The 16799-nt window shown below is 62.1% G+C and carries 17 protein-coding genes; 1 reads left to right on the top strand and 16 read right to left on the bottom strand.

Features of this window, described 5'->3' with window-relative positions; genetic code table 11:
- Nucleotides 1-203 precede the first annotated feature (203 nt).
- Nucleotides 204-965 carry an SDR family oxidoreductase gene (locus LDZ28_RS07360; protein WP_244825297.1) on the top strand — a complete coding sequence of 254 codons (762 nt, stop codon included), beginning with the start codon at nt 204-206 and terminating at the stop codon, nt 963-965.
- A 90-nt stretch (nt 966-1055) separates the two neighbouring features.
- Here LDZ28_RS07360 and ltaE read toward each other — a convergent pair whose 3' ends face one another.
- From ltaE to LDZ28_RS07440, 16 genes are all read right to left on the bottom strand, one after another.
- The gene (gene ltaE, locus LDZ28_RS07365; protein ID WP_244825298.1) at nt 1056-2063 is read right to left on the bottom strand and encodes a low-specificity L-threonine aldolase; all 1008 of its coding nucleotides are present in this window, start codon (nt 2061-2063) and stop codon (nt 1056-1058) included.
- A gap of 126 nt (nt 2064-2189) precedes the next feature.
- Nucleotides 2190-2690, bottom strand: coding sequence for an ureidoglycolate lyase (locus LDZ28_RS07370; protein ID WP_244828042.1), 501 nt, complete (start codon nt 2688-2690; stop codon nt 2190-2192).
- A complete protein-coding gene (gene alc / locus LDZ28_RS07375; RefSeq protein WP_244825299.1) occupies nt 2690-3700 on the bottom strand; it encodes an allantoicase in 1011 nt (336 codons plus the stop codon). Before alc ends, LDZ28_RS07370 begins: the two co-directional genes overlap by 1 nt.
- Before the next feature lie 34 nt (nt 3701-3734).
- The gene (uraD, locus tag LDZ28_RS07380; RefSeq protein WP_244825300.1) at nt 3735-4256 is read right to left on the bottom strand and encodes a 2-oxo-4-hydroxy-4-carboxy-5-ureidoimidazoline decarboxylase; all 522 of its coding nucleotides are present in this window, start codon (nt 4254-4256) and stop codon (nt 3735-3737) included.
- The gene (gene puuE / locus LDZ28_RS07385; RefSeq protein ID WP_244825301.1) at nt 4253-5200 is read right to left on the bottom strand and encodes an allantoinase PuuE; all 948 of its coding nucleotides are present in this window, start codon (nt 5198-5200) and stop codon (nt 4253-4255) included. The genes uraD and puuE overlap by 4 nt, the downstream gene beginning before the upstream one ends.
- A 146-nt stretch (nt 5201-5346) precedes the next feature.
- Nucleotides 5347-6081 (bottom strand): aspartate/glutamate racemase family protein, encoded by a 735-nt coding sequence (locus tag LDZ28_RS07390; protein WP_244825302.1) that lies wholly within the window; start codon nt 6079-6081, stop codon nt 5347-5349.
- A 457-nt stretch (nt 6082-6538) separates the two neighbouring features.
- On the bottom strand, nt 6539-8035 hold the full coding sequence (locus LDZ28_RS07395) for an NCS1 family nucleobase:cation symporter-1 (RefSeq protein WP_244825303.1): 1497 nt from the start codon (nt 8033-8035) through the stop codon (nt 6539-6541).
- Between the two features lie 292 nt (nt 8036-8327).
- Entirely contained in the window at nt 8328-9089 is a 762-nt protein-coding gene (locus LDZ28_RS07400) for a GntR family transcriptional regulator (RefSeq protein ID WP_244825304.1), read from the bottom strand.
- 294 nt (nt 9090-9383) lie between these two features.
- On the bottom strand, nt 9384-10307 hold the full coding sequence (gene ldcA, locus LDZ28_RS07405) for a muramoyltetrapeptide carboxypeptidase (RefSeq protein ID WP_370652018.1): 924 nt from the start codon (nt 10305-10307) through the stop codon (nt 9384-9386).
- A gap of 5 nt (nt 10308-10312) precedes the next feature.
- Complete coding sequence (gene tadA, locus LDZ28_RS07410) at nt 10313-10918, bottom strand: tRNA adenosine(34) deaminase TadA (protein WP_370652134.1); 606 nt, start codon at nt 10916-10918, stop codon at nt 10313-10315.
- A complete protein-coding gene (locus LDZ28_RS07415) occupies nt 10915-11301 on the bottom strand; it encodes a DnaJ family domain-containing protein (protein WP_244825306.1) in 387 nt (128 codons plus the stop codon). Before LDZ28_RS07415 ends, tadA begins: the two co-directional genes overlap by 4 nt.
- Nucleotides 11302-11508: 207 nt before the next feature.
- On the bottom strand, nt 11509-12267 hold the full coding sequence (locus LDZ28_RS07420; RefSeq protein WP_244825307.1) for an ABC transporter ATP-binding protein: 759 nt from the start codon (nt 12265-12267) through the stop codon (nt 11509-11511).
- Nucleotides 12264-13130 (bottom strand): ABC transporter ATP-binding protein, encoded by an 867-nt coding sequence (locus tag LDZ28_RS07425; RefSeq protein WP_370652019.1) that lies wholly within the window; start codon nt 13128-13130, stop codon nt 12264-12266. Before LDZ28_RS07425 ends, LDZ28_RS07420 begins: the two co-directional genes overlap by 4 nt.
- Nucleotide 13131: 1 nt before the next feature.
- Nucleotides 13132-14043 carry a nickel transporter permease gene (nikC, locus tag LDZ28_RS07430; RefSeq protein WP_244828044.1) on the bottom strand — a complete coding sequence of 304 codons (912 nt, stop codon included), beginning with the start codon at nt 14041-14043 and terminating at the stop codon, nt 13132-13134.
- 45 nt (nt 14044-14088) lie between these two features.
- Nucleotides 14089-15159, bottom strand: a complete 1071-nt coding sequence (locus tag LDZ28_RS07435; protein WP_244825309.1) for an ABC transporter permease — start codon at nt 15157-15159, stop codon at nt 14089-14091.
- A gap of 19 nt (nt 15160-15178) precedes the next feature.
- Nucleotides 15179-16780, bottom strand: coding sequence for an ABC transporter substrate-binding protein (locus tag LDZ28_RS07440; protein WP_244825310.1), 1602 nt, complete (start codon nt 16778-16780; stop codon nt 15179-15181).
- Nucleotides 16781-16799 lie beyond the last annotated feature (19 nt).

A 16799-nucleotide genomic window follows, 5' to 3' on the forward strand; every position in this document is an offset into this window, starting at 1 on the left:
GCCGCGGGCGCTTAAACATATCCACTCCCCTCGCGCGACCCAAGAGATGCCTTTCGTCGAAAGAGTTTTTCTAACTCGGACCGGCATTTAATCTGCTTTGCCATAGCTTCGGCGCGTGGTTAATCTTGCGTCTGTTTTCGCGGTCGCGATCGTGCCGCAATCGTCTTTGGTCCGCGTCCACCACCACTTTGAAGGTTCGCTAAATGGCTGACATCACCCAGGCGCCTGTGATTTTGATTACGGGTGGAAGCCGTGGCGTAGGCGCGGCGACTGCGCGTCTCGCTGCCGCGCAAGGCTACGACGTGGCGATCAGCTTCGTGTCGAACGAATCCGCCGCGCTCGCGGTCGCGGCCGATGTCGAAGCGCTTGGCCGCGGAGCGTTGGCCGTGCGCGCCGATAGCGCGGACCCCGAGCAGGTCGCTCGGCTCTTTGCGGCGATCGACCGCGAGTTCGGCCGCATCGATGTGCTGGTCAACAACGCCGCAATGCTCGCGCGCCAGTCGCGCCTGGAAGATCTGGACTTCGAGCGGATGCAGCGCATCTTCGCGGTCAACTCCATCGGCCCTATTCTCTGCGCGCAGCAGGCGGTGAAGCGCATGTCCTACCGGCACAATGGACGCGGCGGCGTGGTGATCAACATCTCGTCGGCTTCGGCCCGGCTCGGCAGCCCGAATGAGTACGTCGACTATGCGGCGTCGAAGGGCGCCATCGAAACCTTCACGACCGGTTTTGCCAAGGAAGTCGCGCGCGATGGCATACGCGTCAACTGCATTCGCCCTGGGCACATTTACACGGACATGCATGCCAGCGGTGGCGAACCAGGACGAGTGGACCGCGTGAAAGACTCGATTCCGATGGGACGCGGCGGTCAGCCCGATGAGGTCGCGCGGGCGATTCTATGGCTGGCAAGCGCCGAGGCTTCGTTCATCACCGGCACGTTTCTCGATGTCACCGGCGGCAAGTGAGCGGTGCTCTTCGTCGCATGCGTGTCGCTCGTCTCACGCGCACCGCGCGGCCGGCGCCTGACCCACTTGCCCCGCCGCGCGATCTCACGCTCAATGCGCAGCGAAGTAATCCTTCACCGCGCCGATGAACGTGTCGATGTCCTCGCGCGACACATCCCGATGCGTCACGAAGCGCGACGCATAGAGCATCTGCGTAAGGATGCCGCGTTCCTTGAGATACGCCTCCAGCGGCGCGCAATGCGCCTCCGGGATGCGTGCGAACACCATGTTCGTGGCATGCGACTGAATGCCGATGCCATCGATCTGCTTCAACCCTTCAGCGAGACGTGCGGCGTTATCGTGATCTTCGGCGAGCGCTTCGACATGATGATCGAGCGCATAAAGACATGCCGCCGCGATCACGCCCGCCTGCCGCATGCCGCCGCCCAGCACCTTGCGCCAGCGATGCGCCACTTCGATCAACGCACGGCTTCCCACCAGCACGGAGCCGACCGGCGCGCCAAGTCCCTTCGAGCAGCAGATGGACACGGAATCGAACGGTGCCGCAAGTTCGCCCACCGGCTTGCCCGATGCCACCGCTGCATTGAAGACGCGCGCGCCATCGAGATGCGTGGCGAGTCCGCGTTCGCGCACGAGCCGGGTCGCGGCCAGCACGTATTCCGCCGGCAGCACTTTCCCGCCGATGGTGTTTTCGAGCGCAAAGAGACGCGAGCGAGCGAAGTGATCGTCGATGGGTTTGATCGCGGCGGTGATCTTTTCGAGCGGCAACGAACCATCGGGCGCGTTCTCGATAGGCTGCGGCTGAATGCTGCCGAGCACGGCCGCGCCACCGCCTTCGTACTTATACGTGTGCGCCATCTGGCCGACGATGTATTCGTCGCCGCGCGCGCAATGCGCCATCAGCGCGGCGAGGTTGCTTTGCGTGCCGCTGGGAAAGAACAGACCCGCTTCCTTGCCGGTGCGCTCGGCGAGCGTGGCCTGAAGCTTGAGGACGGTGGGATCGTCGCCCCAGACGTCGTCGCCGGTTTCGGCGGCGGCCATGGCGGCGAGCATCGGCTGGCTCGGACGGGTGACGGTGTCGCTACGTAGATCGATCATGCGTGGTTCTCGCTTTTCGTGCGTGTCGGTGTCGGGGCGTATATCTTAGTCCCGCCGGGCGCCGCGCGAAAAAAAAGACCGGTCAAGGGCACCGGTCTTCTTGCTCCGACTGAACGCACGAATGCGTTACCGCATGGCCTCAGCGGTCAGCCAGAGCGATTCCTTCAGGTCCTGCTCGTTGAGATTGCGCCCTTCCCCGCCGCGATCGACGACGATGAAATCGCTGACCTTGTCGAGCGCGAGCAGCGGATGATGCCAGACGCCCTTCGCATAGTTCACGCCTTGCCAGCCCTTCGTGACGAACGCGCGAATCTTCGATTCGTCCAGTTCGCCCGCCGGCGCGACCACGACGAGATACGTGCGGTCGTCGAGCGGCAGGAATGCCTGGCTGCCCAGCGGATGCCGCTCCATCATCTTCACTTCGAAAGGCAGCGTGCGCGGCTGCCCGCGAAACAGATTGACGAGCGTGTGGCCGCCTTCATCCGTCACATCGACGCGGCACAGATCGTGAAACCGGATCGTCGTGCCGAGGTTGATCGGAATCTCTTTCGCGCCATCGAGTTCGATGACATCGCCGAAAGGCTCGAACGCAGCGCGCGTCAACGGTTCGATAGCGAGCTTCTTCATCATGCAAGCGTTCCGAAAAGACGCAGACGCGATACGCCGCCGTCCGGGAAAATATTGAAGCGCACGTGCGTCACGGGGCCGAGCGCCGCGAGCTCCGATTCGAAGAAATGCTGCTTGTCCATCGCAAGCTTTTGCTCGCCGAGAAGGACCGGCCAGAACATCGCTTGCGTGACGAGCGAGCTGTCCGTGCCGCCCTTTACGTTGGCTGCCTGCAGCGAGCAGCGATCCGGAAAATTGCCCTTGAAGTGCGCGGTATCCACTTCGACTTTCTTGATGATGCCAGGCTGCGCCAGCGCGACGATACACCAGTCGTTGCCAGGTTCGCGACGGCGGCGCGTTTCCCAGCCGTCGCCCATGTTGACGCCGCGGCCGGGCATCAGCAGCGTGGAAGCGAGCCCGAAATGCTGGTTGTTCGTGCCGACGAGATACGCGCCGTTTTCCATCGCGGCCAGATCGAACAACTGATTGCGATCCGCGTTGCGCCAGTCGAGTTGCGGCTGACCGTAAACACGCAATCGCGCGATGCCGCCATCCGGATAGACATTCACGCGCAAATGCGTGAACGGCTGCTCGACGGCCACATCCAGATAGTGATGGCTATTGCCCTGCAAGGTCGTCGACGGCACGATTTCGGTCCATTGGGTCGACTGATTCGGCGCACCGTCCGTGACATGCGCGCCTTCAATCGATGCCGCCGGCGGGAAGTTGCCCGTGAAGTGGCTCGTATCCAGATCGATGCCCTTGATCACGCCCGGACGCGCGAGCTTGACCACGCACCAGTCGTAGCCGGTCGTGCGCTTGCGGCGCGTTTCCCAGCCGTCCATCCACTTGCCGTGATCGTCGAACTTGCCGGGGATGAACACGGCGGGCTCGGGGTTCAGCATGCGTTCTTTCGGCGCGAAGAAATCGTCGCTCGCCTCCAGTGCCTGCGCGCCCAGACGCGGGTCCGCGAGATTCACATAACGGCGCGTGAATTCGGGCGCGTTGGGATCGAGTGTCGGAATTGCCATTGTCTTCGTCCTTGTCTTTACGGTGAAATGCGGATCAGTGCTGGATCAGGTCGTCGAGCCTGAAACGCGCGATCCGGTAAATCTGATCGAGACTCGCGCGAAGCTCCTCGGCGCGCTCGTGCTGCACACGCTTTTCGAAGTTCGCGATGATGCCGTGGCGGTCGTAACCCCTCACGGCGAGAATGAACGGAAAGCCGAACTTCTGACCGTACTGCTGGTTCAGCGACTGCAGGCGGTCGAACTCGTCCTGCGTGCAGAGATCGAGGCCCGCGCCGCTTTGCTCGCGCGTGGATTCTGCCGTCAGTTCGCCGCGCACCGCCGCCTTGCCCGCGAGTTCCGGGTGAGCGTTGATGAGCGCGAGCTGCTTCTCCTCACCCGCCGTTTCGACGGCTTGCGACATGGTCGCGTGCAGGCTGTCGATGTCAGCGAACGGGCGCTTTGCCGCCGCGATTTCCGCGACCCACGGCGAATGTTCGAAGATGCCTGCGAGCACCGTCACGAAAGTGTCGGCGGGCATGGAGTTGAGTTGGTCGAGTGTGTATTGCATCGCCTTCATGCCGCCGTCCCGTTTGCTTGTTGATGAGGATGATGCTCGCGCCAGTGCTTCGCGATATCGACCCGCCGCGAGACCCACACGCGGTCGTGTTTCTCGATGTGATCGAGAAACTTCTGCAGGCCGCGGAAGCGCCCCGGGCGTCCGAGCAGCCGGCAGTGCATGCCGATGGAAAGCATCTTCGGCGCTTCGTCGCCCTCTTCGTACAGAACGTCGAAGGCATCGCGCAGATACGTGAAAAAGTGTTCGCCCGTATTGAAGCCTTGCGGCGTGGCGAAGCGCATGTCGTTGGTGTCGAGCGTGTACGGCACGATCAGATGCGGCTTCTTCTCGCCGCCCGTGACTTCGACTTCGGTCCAGAACGGGAGGTCGTCGCCGTAATAGTCCGAGTCGTAGAGAAAGCCGCCGTATTCCGCCACCAGCCGATGCGTGTTCGGGCTATCGCGGCCCGTGTACCAGCCGAGCGGACGCACGCCGGTGACACGTTCGATGGCTTCCATGCCGAGGCGCATGTGCTCGGCTTCGCGCTCGGGCGACATGTCCTGATAGTGAATCCAGCGATAGCCGTGGCAGGCGATCTCATGCCCCAGTTCGACGAAAGCCCTGGAAAGCTCCGGATGCCGCTCCATGGCCATGCCGACGCCGAAGATGGTGAGCGGCAACCCGCGCTTTTCGAATTCGCGCAAAATGCGCCACACGCCTGCGCGCGAGCCGTATTCGTAGATCGACTCCATGCTCATGTGACGCGACGGATAAGCTGCCGCGCCCACGATTTCCGACAGAAACTGCTCCGAGCCCGGATCGCCATGCAACACGCAGTTTTCGCCGCCTTCCTCGTAATTGAGCACGAACTGCACGGCGACGCGCGCGCGCCCCGGCCAGTTCGCCTGCACGGGATGGCGGCCGTAGCCGATCAGGTCGCGGGGGTAGTTCGGATCGTGTGACATGGCGAGGGATAGTGTCGATGGGCAAAAAATGCGTCGAATCAACGATTCTGCGGTGTTTCAGTGTAACGAAAAGCCCCGGACGCGCCCATACAGCGGCGCAGATAATCCGGGTCACGGCAGGTGTATGTAGATCGGCGTTTTTGCCATCAGCGCGGGCTGAAATCCGACAACACACCGTCGTAGCGCTTGGCGAGCGGGCGGGCGAAGTCGCCGCGTTTGGCCGTATGGAGCTTGAGCGCGACGAGCGCTTCCGCCCATTTCACGGCCGCCGTCACGCCTTCCACGACCGGTGCACCGATCGCATCCTCGACTTCGCGGCAGAACTCGGCCATGCCCGCGCAGCCGAGAACGATGGCGTCCGAGCCGTCTTCGTCGAGTGCGCGCCGGCATTCTTCGATGATCGTCTGGCGCGCGGCCGAACCGGGCTCGTCGAGTTCGAGCACGGCGACATCGGTGGAGCGCACGTTCTTGCAGAAGCGTGTCATGCCGTATCGCTCCGCAAGATGCCAGGCCATGCCGCAGGTGCGCTGCAACGTCGTCACGACCGAGAAGCCCGGTGCGATCACGCTCGCGGCATGCATGGCGGCTTCCGCGATACCGATCACCGGGCCGTGCGCAAGTTCGCGTGCTGCATACAGCGCGGGGTCGCCGAAGCAGGCGATCACGTAGCCGTCGATACCCTGCCGCTCACCCGCTTCCACTTCGGCGAGAAGTCCGAGCGAGGCGACGGCTTCGTCGTAATAGCCTTCGATGGAAGGCGGGCCCATTGTCGGACTGACCGCGATGATCTCCGTGCCGGGCGCGGCGACTTCGCGGGCGCAGCGGCCCATGGCGTCGGTCATGCGCTGGGTGGTGTTGGGGTTGATCAGTTTGATGCGCATTGCGGTTCTCCTTGCTACTTCTGGCTTGCTGCGGTTCTAAGGCTTTTGCATCTTGCATCTTGCATCTTGCATCTTGCATGCCTTCGGATGGGATGCGGTCTTTTGCATGCCATCCGAAGGCGTATGGTCTTTTGCATGCTTCGATTGCTTCGATTGCTTCGCTCGCGGTTTCGACGCTTTGCATCTCGCGTTTCGCATGCCTTCCGTTAGGGTGCGGTATTTGCATGCCGCCCGCTGGCATCCGGCATTGGTCCTTTAGATGCAGTCGGCCGGCGTACAGTCCTTTGCATGCTTCGCTTGCTGCGCTCGCGGTTCTGAGGCTCTGCGTCTTGCGTCCTGCAGGCCTTCGGATGGCATACGGTCTTTTGCATGCCACCTGCTGGCATCTTGTCTTTTGCATGCAGCCGGCCGACATACACCATTTGCATGCCGGCCGCCCGCCATCGCAACACGCCCCTTAAACCCGCTTCCGATCTGCCAACACGTAATAAAACACCGCCGCCAATCCCGCGCCGATAAACCACGAAAAGTTCGCGGAGCTTTCCAGCGACGGCAGCATCACACAAAGAATCGCGATCACCGCAGCGGGCAACAACGCCATCACCGCGCGGCGATTCACGCCCTTCGTGTACCAGTATCGACCGCTCTCTGAAGTCGTGTAGAGGTCATCGACCACGAGTTTGCCGCGCTTCATCAAATAGAAATCCACGATCAGGACGCCATATAGCGGCCCGATGAAGCTGCCGAGAATATCCAGCGTGTAATGAATCACGGCCGGATTGTTGAACAGGTTCCAGGGCGTGATAAAAATCGATGCCGTCGCGGCCATCATCCCGCCTGCGCGCCAGCTAATCAGACGCGGCGCCACGTTCGAAAAGTCGAACGCCGGCGACACGAAGTTCGCCACGATATTGATGCCGATGGTCGCAATCGTGAACGTCAGCGCGCCGAGAATCACAGCCGTCGGATGATCGATACGGCCGACCGTTTCCACCGGATCGGTGATCAATTGTCCGAACACCGGCAGCGTCGCGGCAGTCGTGACGACGGTCACGAGCGAGAACGCCAGGAAGTTGACCGGCAAGCCCCAGAAATTGCCGCGTTTCACGCTGCGAAAGCTCTTGCAATAGCGCGAGAAGTCGCCGAAGTTCAGCATCGGACCGGAGAAGTAGGAGACCACCAGGGAGATCGCGGTGATCATCACCGGCACCACTTCCATGCCGTGATACTTCACGCCGCCCAGATTCAGCCCGATGTTCTGAATGCCCGCACGCCACACCATGTAGCCCGCAAGAATAAACATCACGACATACACAGCTGGGCCGGCGAAGTCGATGAACTTCTTGATCATCTCCATGCCGCGCCAGAACACGATAGCCTGCAGCACCCACAGCAACATGAAGCCCGCCCAGCCGAGCGCGGACAGCCCGACGAAGCCATACCGATGCACATCCGCGTAAGGCATGAGCGAGGGCACGAATTTCAGCACGACGATAACCAGCGCGCTCGATGCCAGATAAGTTTGGATGCCGTACCACGCCACCGCGATCAGCCCGCGAATGACCGCCGGAATATTCGCGCCGAGCACGCCGAAGGTCGCGCGGCACGCAACCGGATACGGCACGCCCGCGACCTGACTCGGCTTCGCGATGAGATTGCACAACACGTTGACGAGCCCGATGCCGATCAACAACGACACGAGCACTTGCCAGCTCGTGAGGCCGAGCGCGAACAGACTGCCCGCGAAAACATAACCGCCGACGCTATGCACGTCCGACATCCAGAACGCGAAGATGTTGTACGCGCCCCAGGTCTGATTTTTTAGCGGAGCGAGGTCTTCGTTATAGAGCCGGTCGCTATAACCGGCAGGCATACCAGAATGGTCGCCGTCTCCTTGAAACTCGCTTTCGTACGGCGGCAGAGCTGAGCTGCCGGATGCACTGAACTGGCCCATGACGTCTCCTTCGATAGGCTGCTTGCGTGATGAAAAAAGGCAAATGCTCGTGCGTGACTGAGATCAGTCGGATACCTTCGCCGGCCTTCGGATTTCACTCGGGCTCTGACGCGGTACTCTTGGGATTTGCTGGTTCGCCGGGAGCGTGATGACAAAAACGCGCGGGCACTTGCCTTCGCGCCTGCCGCCACGGCGATTTTCATTGCGCGCTCTTCTATTTCACGAGCGGTCATTCAGTGCAGCATGACGCGCGTTGGATGGCGCGCGCATTGCAGACTTAAGGCGTTGCTTGCTACCGGTCGACCGGGTCGACAGCGTCGAGAATCGACGCGCTTTCGGCCGGCCGCGCAAAGACTTCTTTCAGATCGACCGCGCCGCGCGCTGGCCGCTCCAACATTTTCAATTCGACATCGCGCAGATGCTGCGCCATCAGATTCGCGGCTTTCGCGGCATCGCCGGCGTCGAGCGCGGCGAGAATCGCTTCGTGATCTTCGAACGAGCAAGAACTTCTGCCGAGCGATTCATACAGCGCCGAGATTAGCGTCGAGCGTGCAACGAGTCCGGACAGACATTCGCACAGCACGGTGTTGCCGGTGAGTGCGGCAAGCTCCGTGTGAAACTCGCCAGAAAGGCGAATCCATTGCGAAAAGTCCCGGCTCTCGAACGCACGCCGCTCCCGCCCGATATTCATGCTGATCGACTTGAGCCGACGCATGCCGTGCCCCTTGCCGATGCGCTCCACCACCGCCAGTTCGATGATGCGTCGCATCTCGAACACCTCATGCACTTCCTGCAGCGACGGACTCGCGACGAAGGCGCCGCGGTTCGGCTCCAGATCGACCAGTCGCTCGTTCGCCAGTTGCGCGAGCGCCTGACGTACCGTGCCGCGTTTCACTTCGAACACTTCGCATAACTGCGCTTCGGTCAGCTTGGCCCCAGGCGCAAGCCGATGCTCGAGGATCGCGGCGCGAATGTTCTCGGCGATCGACTCGGCATTCGCTCCGCCATTCAAATTCGAAGCGATCGATGCTGCACTTGGTTTGGGTTCGGACATGATGTGCTCGCTTGCATGTTGACCATCTTAGAATCGACATAAAGATTGTCAACAATTTGTTGTAAAAAGCCGCGATGAATCGGGCGTACAGGGACGACCCATTGTTCGCACAGCCTTTTCCCACGGGCCTGAGCGAGGATTCATCGACGTTTTGTCAGCATTGTTTGCACTTTTTTGTCGACAATTGAGCACGGGAAGTGAGCGGATATCAATTCGTGTGAAAAGATAGAAAAGACAGTTAGTTGCGATGTGCGTATAAAAGAAAGGCGCTATGACAAGCGCCCTCGTTCCCCATCAAACCAGATGCGGATAATCGGACATCGTCAACTTGAACCCGCGCTCGTTCGATACGAGATGCGCCGACGCGCCGAACGGCAACGTAAGCAGGTTATCGACGTGTCCGAACTGCAAGCCGGTGACGACGGGGATTCCCGTTACTGCCCTCACCTGATCGATCATCGCGTCGAGTGAATAGCCGTTGTCGTATTCGGACAGGCGTCCGCCCGAGAACTCGCCCATCACGATAGCCTGCTGCCGCCCAAGCACGCCCGACTGATGCAGCTGATAAATCATCCGTTCAATGCGAAACGGATGCTCGTTCACATCCTCGATGAACAGAATGCCGCCCTCGACCGGCGGCAGATACGGCGTGCCGACCAGCGACGCAAGTATGGCCAGATTGCCGCCCCACAACATGCCGCTCACATCGACGGATTGATGCTGCGGTTCATGACTCGTCACGGTCAGCGTGGGATGCGAGATCGCCTGCCAGAAGTGCGTCATCGTGAAGATGCTCAGATGCTCCGCGCCGAAGTCGCCCGCGAACATGGGGCCGCCGAAGGTCTTGACGCCCGCTTGCGCAAAAAGCGCGCATTGGATGGCCGTGAAATCGCTATGGCCGACGAGCGCGACAGGTTGATCGCGCAGCCTGTCGCGCAAGCCGTCGTAATCGAGACCATGAAGAATGCGCGACGCGCCATAGCCGCCGCGCACGGCGAGCACCACGTCCGGCAAACGACGCGACGGATTGGCGAGCCGGTTCAAATCGGCCGCGCGCTCGCTGTCGGTGCCGCCAAAACGCTGGAAACGGCGCCGCGTGGTATCGACGTTTTCAAGCTTGTGCCCTTGAGCTTTCAACCTGCCGATGCCGCGCTCGACAGCCGCCGGATCGTTCGGATAGCCCGAAGGCGCGATCAGATCGATGGTGCGTGATTTCACGTTTGTCAGTTCGTTTTGTTGGTGGAAACGGCGAACTCGCCGCCCTGCCCGGCTTCGCGCGCGTGCCGCAAATCGCGTTCTTCGCGCGCCAGACGCCTTCGTTCCGCAAAGAAGTTCTTGAGCGACCGGCCGCATTCGTCCGCAAGCACGCCGCCTGTCACGCTGGTGTGATGATTGAGCCGCTCGTTGGCGAACACGTCGACCACGCTGCCGCATGCGCCCGTTTTGGGATCGGCCGCACCGAACACCACGCGTGCGATCCGAGCATGCATGATAGCGCCCGCGCACATGAGGCACGGCTCGAGCGTGACATAAAGCTCGCAGCCCGGCAGCCGATAGTTTTCGAGCGATTGCGCCGCCGCGCGCAAAGCGGCCATTTCGGCGTGCGCGGACGGGTCGTGTCCGCCAATGGGATGATTGAAGCCCGTCGCGATGACTTCATCGCCACGAACGATGACCGCGCCCACGGGCACTTCGCCCGCGCGGCGCGCTTCATCGGCGGCTTGTTGCGCGAGCGCCATGAAGCGGCGATCGCGTTCGTCGGAGGAATCGACGGATGCGGTGGAAAAGGAAGCGTCGGAAAGGTCGGGAAGATCGGGCGACAAGATCAGCCCATCTCGCTGCGGCCCTGAGCGCGCTCGGACAGCCGCTCGGCAATGCGTCGCCTGTATTCATGCGGCACGCAACCGCCGCCGCGCAAGGATTCGAGCGCCATGTCGAGCGCGAGCATCTTCACCTGAATACGGCAGCGCGCGGCCGGGTCGGTCACGCGGTCCAGCTCGTCCTGAAGCCCGCGCAATGCGCGCAGTTGTTCGACGGCTGGCGGGACAAAACCCGCGTTCTTGAGAATACGATTGGCGACGCGCACTTCCTCCGGCACGAGGAGATCGTCGTCCAAGGCGAGGGGCGCGCCTGCGCCGGGAAGATCGTTGAATTCGCCGCGCGAGGCGGCTTCGTTGATCCGCTGTTCGACCAAAGCATCTAGCAATTTCATCGGGGGATTCGACCGGCTCTCACTGGTTGGCGGGCGCGGTCTGTCGCGATTTCCGTGGGTTAGCCTGAAGTCGGATGGCAGCCGGAAATACCACGCTTGAAGCGCTGTTCGGCAGATCCCGACAATCCAATTCCTATTCTAACAGCGGCTGGCACGCTGTTTTCATCGCGCGGCCAGAGCGCGATCGGGCTGCATTGTATACCGGCTTTATGCGTGATTTTCGCCACATTCGATGGCGTCGTTTCGACGAATGTGCTTGCGCGTATAGCCTTCGGTCGCCCGCATGAGGCTGCGCGTGTATTCGTGCTTCACGTCGCGCGCGCGGACGGCTTCCACATCGAGTTGCTCGACGATCTCGCCATTTTTCATGACCGCGACGCGCTGACACAGAAATCCGACCACGGCGAGGTTGTGACTCACGAGCATCATCGTGAGCTTGCGCTCCGTGTGCAAGCGACGCAGCAAGTTGAGGATTTCGGCTTGCACGGAGACATCCAGCGCGGACGTCGGTTCATCGAGCAAGAGCATGCGCGGACCCACGATCAACGCGCGCGCAATCGACACGCGCTGCCGCTGCCCGCCCGACAATTGATGCGGATACCGAAATCTGAACGCCGGTCCGAGCCCGACCTCGGCGAGCGCGGCCAAAATGCGCGCGTCTTCATCGCCGATACCGTTGATCGCGAGCGGCTCGCGCAAGGTCTTGTCGACCGTGAAGCGCGGATGCAGCGCCGCGTACGGGTCCTGAAACACCATCTGCGGAAGGCTATCGCTGACTCGCAGGCTTCCGCTCGACAGTGGCACGAGGCCGGCGAGTGCGCGCAGCAAGGTCGACTTTCCGCTGCCCGATTCGCCGACGAGCCCGAACACCTCGCCCTCCTCCACGCGAAAAGTCACGTCGCGCACGGCATCGACGTGACCGGTCTTCGTGCGGAAACGAATGCTCGCGCGGTCGATATCGATCATCGTGCGCTGTCTCCTTCGAACGATTCCGTGAGCCACGCCGGATCGCGCCGCAAGGTCGGCAACTCGGCGGGTGGATCGACGAGCGGCGGATTGGCGGCCAGCAACCCGCGCGTGTACGGATGCTTTGCGTGCGCGAGATCCGCCGCCGCGCATGTCTCGACGATCCGCCCGCCGTACATCACTGCCACGCGGTCGCAAAACGACATCACGAGCGGCAGGTCGTGGCTGATAAAGACGAGTCCCGTGTCATGACGCTCGATCATCTCGTCGAGCACGGCAAGCACTTGCATGGAGACGAGCACGTCGAGCGCGCTGGTGGGTTCGTCGGCGATCAAGAGGCGCGGGCCGGCGAAGACCATCATCGCGATCATCACGCGCTGGCCCATGCCGCCCGACAGCTCTTGCGGATACGCATCCGCCACGCGCTCCGGATCGCGGATATGCACCGCCGACAACGCCTCGACGATACGCGCGCGCATGGCCTTGCGGCCGAGGCGTTCGCCTTGCCGCGCGAAGGTTTCGCGCATTTGTTGCGCGACGGTCATGACCGGGTTCAACGAGAATTTCGGGTCTTGCAGAATCATGCTCATCTGCGTGCCGCATAAACGCCGGCGCTCGTTCGGCTTCATCGCGAGCAAGTCCTGGCCGTCGAAACGCAGGGCTTTCGCGGACCACTTCGCCCCTTGCGGCAAGAGACCGAGCAGCGCGCGGCCGGTAAGCGACTTGCCCGAACCGGATTCCCCGACGATACCCAACCGTTCGCCGCGCTCGACCGACAACGAGACGCCGCGCACGGCGGGCATTGGCACGCCGTCGTGGCTGGCGAAAGAAATATCGAGTCCATCGATCTCGCACAAGGACATGTCAGCCTCCGTGACGCGGATCGAAGACATCGCGCAAACCGTCGCCGAGCAGATTGAACGCCAGGCTCACGGCGAGAATGGCGAGGCCGGGAATAGTTGCGACCCACCACGCATCGAGCAGCACATTGCGGCCAGAGGCAACCATGTAACCCCATTCGGGACTCGGCGGCTGCGCGCCCAGTCCCAGAAATCCGAGCCCCGCGACGGCGAGGATGATGCCCGCCATGTCGAGCGTCGCGCGCACGATCACCGACGACGAACACAGCGGCACGATATAGCGCAACAGAATGCGCGCGGGCGACGCGCCCTGCAGACGCGCCGCGTGGATGAAGTCGGCCTGCGCGAGCCGCAGCGATTCGGCACGCGCGAGCCGCGCATACGGCGGCCACGCCGTGATCGAAATGGCGATGACCGCGTTGAGCACGCCCGGCCCGAGCGCGGCCGCGAACGCGAGCGCGAGCACGATCTTCGGAAACGCGAGCGCGACATCGGTAATGCGCATGAGCACGGTATCGACGAAACCGCCGCAATAACCCGCCACCGTGCCCATGAGCAAACCCACGGGCACGACGAGCACCACGACCAGCATGGCGATACTCAACGTGAGCCGCGAGCCGTGCACGAGCCTCGACAGGATGTCGCGGCCGAGCTGATCGGTGCCGAACCAGTGTGCTGCGTTGGGCGGCGTAAGGCGTTCGGCGAGCACTTGCTGCAACGGGTCGCGCGTAACGACGAGCGGCCCGAAGATCGCCACCACGACGAGCAGCACGAGTATCGCGAGACCGAACATGCTGAGCGGATTCGCCGAGAACGCGCGCCAGCGCCGGTATGCGCGCCCGAGCGCCGCCTGACGCGGCGACGCGGGCGTGTCGGTGAGCAACCACGCGCGCCAGTGCACCCGCGCGGGATTCATCGGCGTGCGCTCGACGGGCGAATGCATCGACAAGCGTCCTCCATGTCAGCGTGCGCGCGGATCGAACACGCGGTAAAGCGCGTCGGTCAGCAAGTTAAGCGCAATGAACGTCGCGCCGATCACGAGCGTGCTGCCGAGCACCGCGTTCATGTCCGCGTTCAAAAGCGCGCCCGTCAGATACGAGCCGATGCCCGGCCACGCGAACACGATTTCTGTCAGCACCGAGCCTTCGAGCAGATAGCTGTACGCCAACGCGATCACCGTCAGCAACGGCACCGCGATATTGCCGAACGCGTGCCGCCAGATCACGCGCCGCTCGGACAAGCCCTTCGCGCGCGCGGTCGTCACGTATTCCTGGCTCAGTTGTTCGAGCATGAACGAGCGCGTCATGCGGCTCAGATAAGCGATGGAATAAAACGCCAGCACGCCCGCCGGCAACGCGATATGCGAGAACGCGTTCCTAAAAACGTCCCACTCGCCCGCGAGGAGCGAATCGATCAGCAGACTGCCGGTGCGCGTATCGACCATGCCGTCGTACATCGGGTCGATGCGGCCCGGACCCGAAACCCAATGAAGGCGCGCATAGAACAGCAACAGACCCATCAGCGCGAGCCAGAATACGGGCACGGAACTGCCCGCGAGCCCGATGAAGCGCGCGATGTGGTCGACCATGCGGTTGTGCTTCACGGCCGCAATCACGCCGAGCGGCACGCCGATGCAAACGCCGATGAAAGTCGAGAGCGTCGCCAGTTCGAGCGTCGCGGGAAACACGCGTTTGATGTCGTCGATGACGGGATTCGCCGTCAAGAGCGACACGCCCAGATTGCCGTGCAGGACATCGCGCGCGTAGATCATGAACTGCTCGATGAGCGGCTTGTCGAGCCCGAGCTGCAAATGCGCCGCCGCATACGCCGCCGCCGATGCGCGGTCGCCGAGAATGGCAAGCACGGGATCGATGGGAATCTTGCGGCCGATGAAGAACGTGATCGCAAGCAGCCCGGTGAATGTTACCGCGAGCATGATGATCCAGCGCACGAGTGCAAGCACGAAGCGCACGCCCCTTCGCCGGCCGCTCGCGGCGCGCATTCGGTCGAAAAACGTGGGCGTGACGGACATTCGCAGGCTGCTTCGCTGGTTATTGCTTTTTGATGTCTTTGTAAGAGACGAGATCGTTGATCGGCCCAACTTCCAGCCCGCTCACGCCCGGCCGCGCCGCCACCTGCGACACCTTCTGGAACATGATGACGAAGGGCGACTTCGCGAGCACTTCGCGCTGCATGGTCTCGTAGCTCTGCGCGCGCTTTTTCGTATCGCTTTCGGCGAGCGCGGCGTTCGTTTCCTTCGTCAGTTGCGCAATGTCCCAGGCGTTGCGCCACGCAAGCATTTTGTAGCTCGACGCATCCGAGTTGTCCGGATTCCACACGAAGCCTTGCGCGTTGCTATGCGGATCGATATAGTCCGCCGACCATTCGCCGATATAGATGTCATGCGCGCGCGCCCGGTAGCGCCCGAGCGTCTGCTTGTTGTCGCTCGGCATGAGTTGAACCTTGATGTTGGCAAGCGCGAGGTTCGCCTGCACCGCCTGCGCAATCTCGCTGTATGGATAGTCGTTGCGCACGTCCATCTTCACGGTGAAGCCGCTCGCAAGACCGGCCTTGGCCAGCAACGCCTTGGCCTTCGCGACATCCTGGTGATACGGATTGTCATTGAGCGCGCCCAGGAATCCCTCGGGCAGGAAGGTTTCGTGCACCTTGTACGTCGTGCGGATGACGTTCTTCTGAATGCCCTGATAGTCGATCAGCCACTTCATCGCCTCCCAGACTTCGGGCTTCGCCAAATTCGGATTCTTGTTGTTGAGGCCGAGATACATGAGCGTTGCCTGCGGCACGGCGTTCACCTTGATCTTGCCGGCCTTGGCAAGCGTGTCGAGGTCGTCGGGGCTCAGATCGCGTGCCACGTCGATGTCGCCGTTCTCGATCATCAGACGCTGGCTCGCCGCTTCGGTCACATGGCGCAGCACGATGCGCTTCATGGCAAGCGGCGCGCGATACCCGTCGAAACGTTGCAATACGATGCTGTCGTTGGCCGTCCACTTCACGAGCTTGTAAGCGCCCGAACCGGCCTCGTTCGTCTTGAGCCATTCGTTGCCGTAGTCGCTGCCCTTCTGATGCGATTCGAGCAGCTTGCGATCCACCACCGACGCCGGCCACGAGCCGAGCACGTTCAACACGAAAGTCGGCGCGTAGCGTTGATCGGTGGTTATGGCGACGGTCGTATCGTCGATCTTCTTCACGTTCTGCAGCGCGTTGGCCTTCGTGAGCCCGATGCCCGCAAGCACGGCGGCCGCACCCTTGTCCAGCAACGCGGTGCGCTGGATGGACCAGGCGACGTCGTCGGCGGAAAGCGGATTTCCTGAGTGGAACTTGAGGCCGGGGCGAATCTTGAACGTGAACGTCAGACCGTCCTGACTGACCGACCACGACTGCGCGACGTCACCGTTGAACTTCGACGGGTCTTTCAGATCGACGCGCACCAGCCGGTCGTACGTGTTCGCGACGTATTCCTCGGGCACGAGTTCGTAGATTTCGCCGGGATCGAGCGAGGTGAACTCGTCGAGCAGCGTTGCCATGACGAACATGTCCTTCGGCGTGGCCGCCTGCGCGAGTGTCAGTGTTCCCGCGCCCGCCAAAACCAGAGCCGTTGCCAGTGCCGCCGCGACTGCCTTGCGCAAGACCATGTGCTTTTCCGTTCGAAGT

Source organism: Caballeronia sp. TF1N1 (genome assembly GCF_022878925.1).
Taxonomy (GTDB): Bacteria; Pseudomonadota; Gammaproteobacteria; order Burkholderiales; family Burkholderiaceae; genus Caballeronia.

Coding starts and splice junctions, on each gene's coding strand:
- LDZ28_RS07415 (WP_244825306.1), bottom strand. CDS start 11,301: ATGAAATTGCTAGATGCTTTGGTCGAACAGCGGATCAACGAAGCCGCC.
- LDZ28_RS07395 (WP_244825303.1), bottom strand. CDS start 8,035: ATGGGCCAGTTCAGTGCATCCGGCAGCTCAGCTCTGCCGCCGTACGAA.
- nikC (WP_244828044.1), bottom strand. CDS start 14,043: ATGAATCCCGCGCGGGTGCACTGGCGCGCGTGGTTGCTCACCGACACG.
- LDZ28_RS07360 (WP_244825297.1), top strand. CDS start 204: ATGGCTGACATCACCCAGGCGCCTGTGATTTTGATTACGGGTGGAAGC.
- LDZ28_RS07420 (WP_244825307.1), bottom strand. CDS start 12,267: ATGATCGATATCGACCGCGCGAGCATTCGTTTCCGCACGAAGACCGGT.
- LDZ28_RS07400 (WP_244825304.1), bottom strand. CDS start 9,089: ATGTCCGAACCCAAACCAAGTGCAGCATCGATCGCTTCGAATTTGAAT.
- uraD (WP_244825300.1), bottom strand. CDS start 4,256: ATGAAGGCGATGCAATACACACTCGACCAACTCAACTCCATGCCCGCC.
- LDZ28_RS07390 (WP_244825302.1), bottom strand. CDS start 6,081: ATGCGCATCAAACTGATCAACCCCAACACCACCCAGCGCATGACCGAC.
- LDZ28_RS07370 (WP_244828042.1), bottom strand. CDS start 2,690: ATGAAGAAGCTCGCTATCGAACCGTTGACGCGCGCTGCGTTCGAGCCT.
- puuE (WP_244825301.1), bottom strand. CDS start 5,200: ATGTCACACGATCCGAACTACCCCCGCGACCTGATCGGCTACGGCCGC.
- LDZ28_RS07435 (WP_244825309.1), bottom strand. CDS start 15,159: ATGTCCGTCACGCCCACGTTTTTCGACCGAATGCGCGCCGCGAGCGGC.
- LDZ28_RS07440 (WP_244825310.1), bottom strand. CDS start 16,780: ATGGTCTTGCGCAAGGCAGTCGCGGCGGCACTGGCAACGGCTCTGGTT.
- ltaE (WP_244825298.1), bottom strand. CDS start 2,063: ATGATCGATCTACGTAGCGACACCGTCACCCGTCCGAGCCAGCCGATG.
- alc (WP_244825299.1), bottom strand. CDS start 3,700: ATGGCAATTCCGACACTCGATCCCAACGCGCCCGAATTCACGCGCCGT.
- LDZ28_RS07425 (WP_370652019.1), bottom strand. CDS start 13,130: ATGTCCTTGTGCGAGATCGATGGACTCGATATTTCTTTCGCCAGCCAC.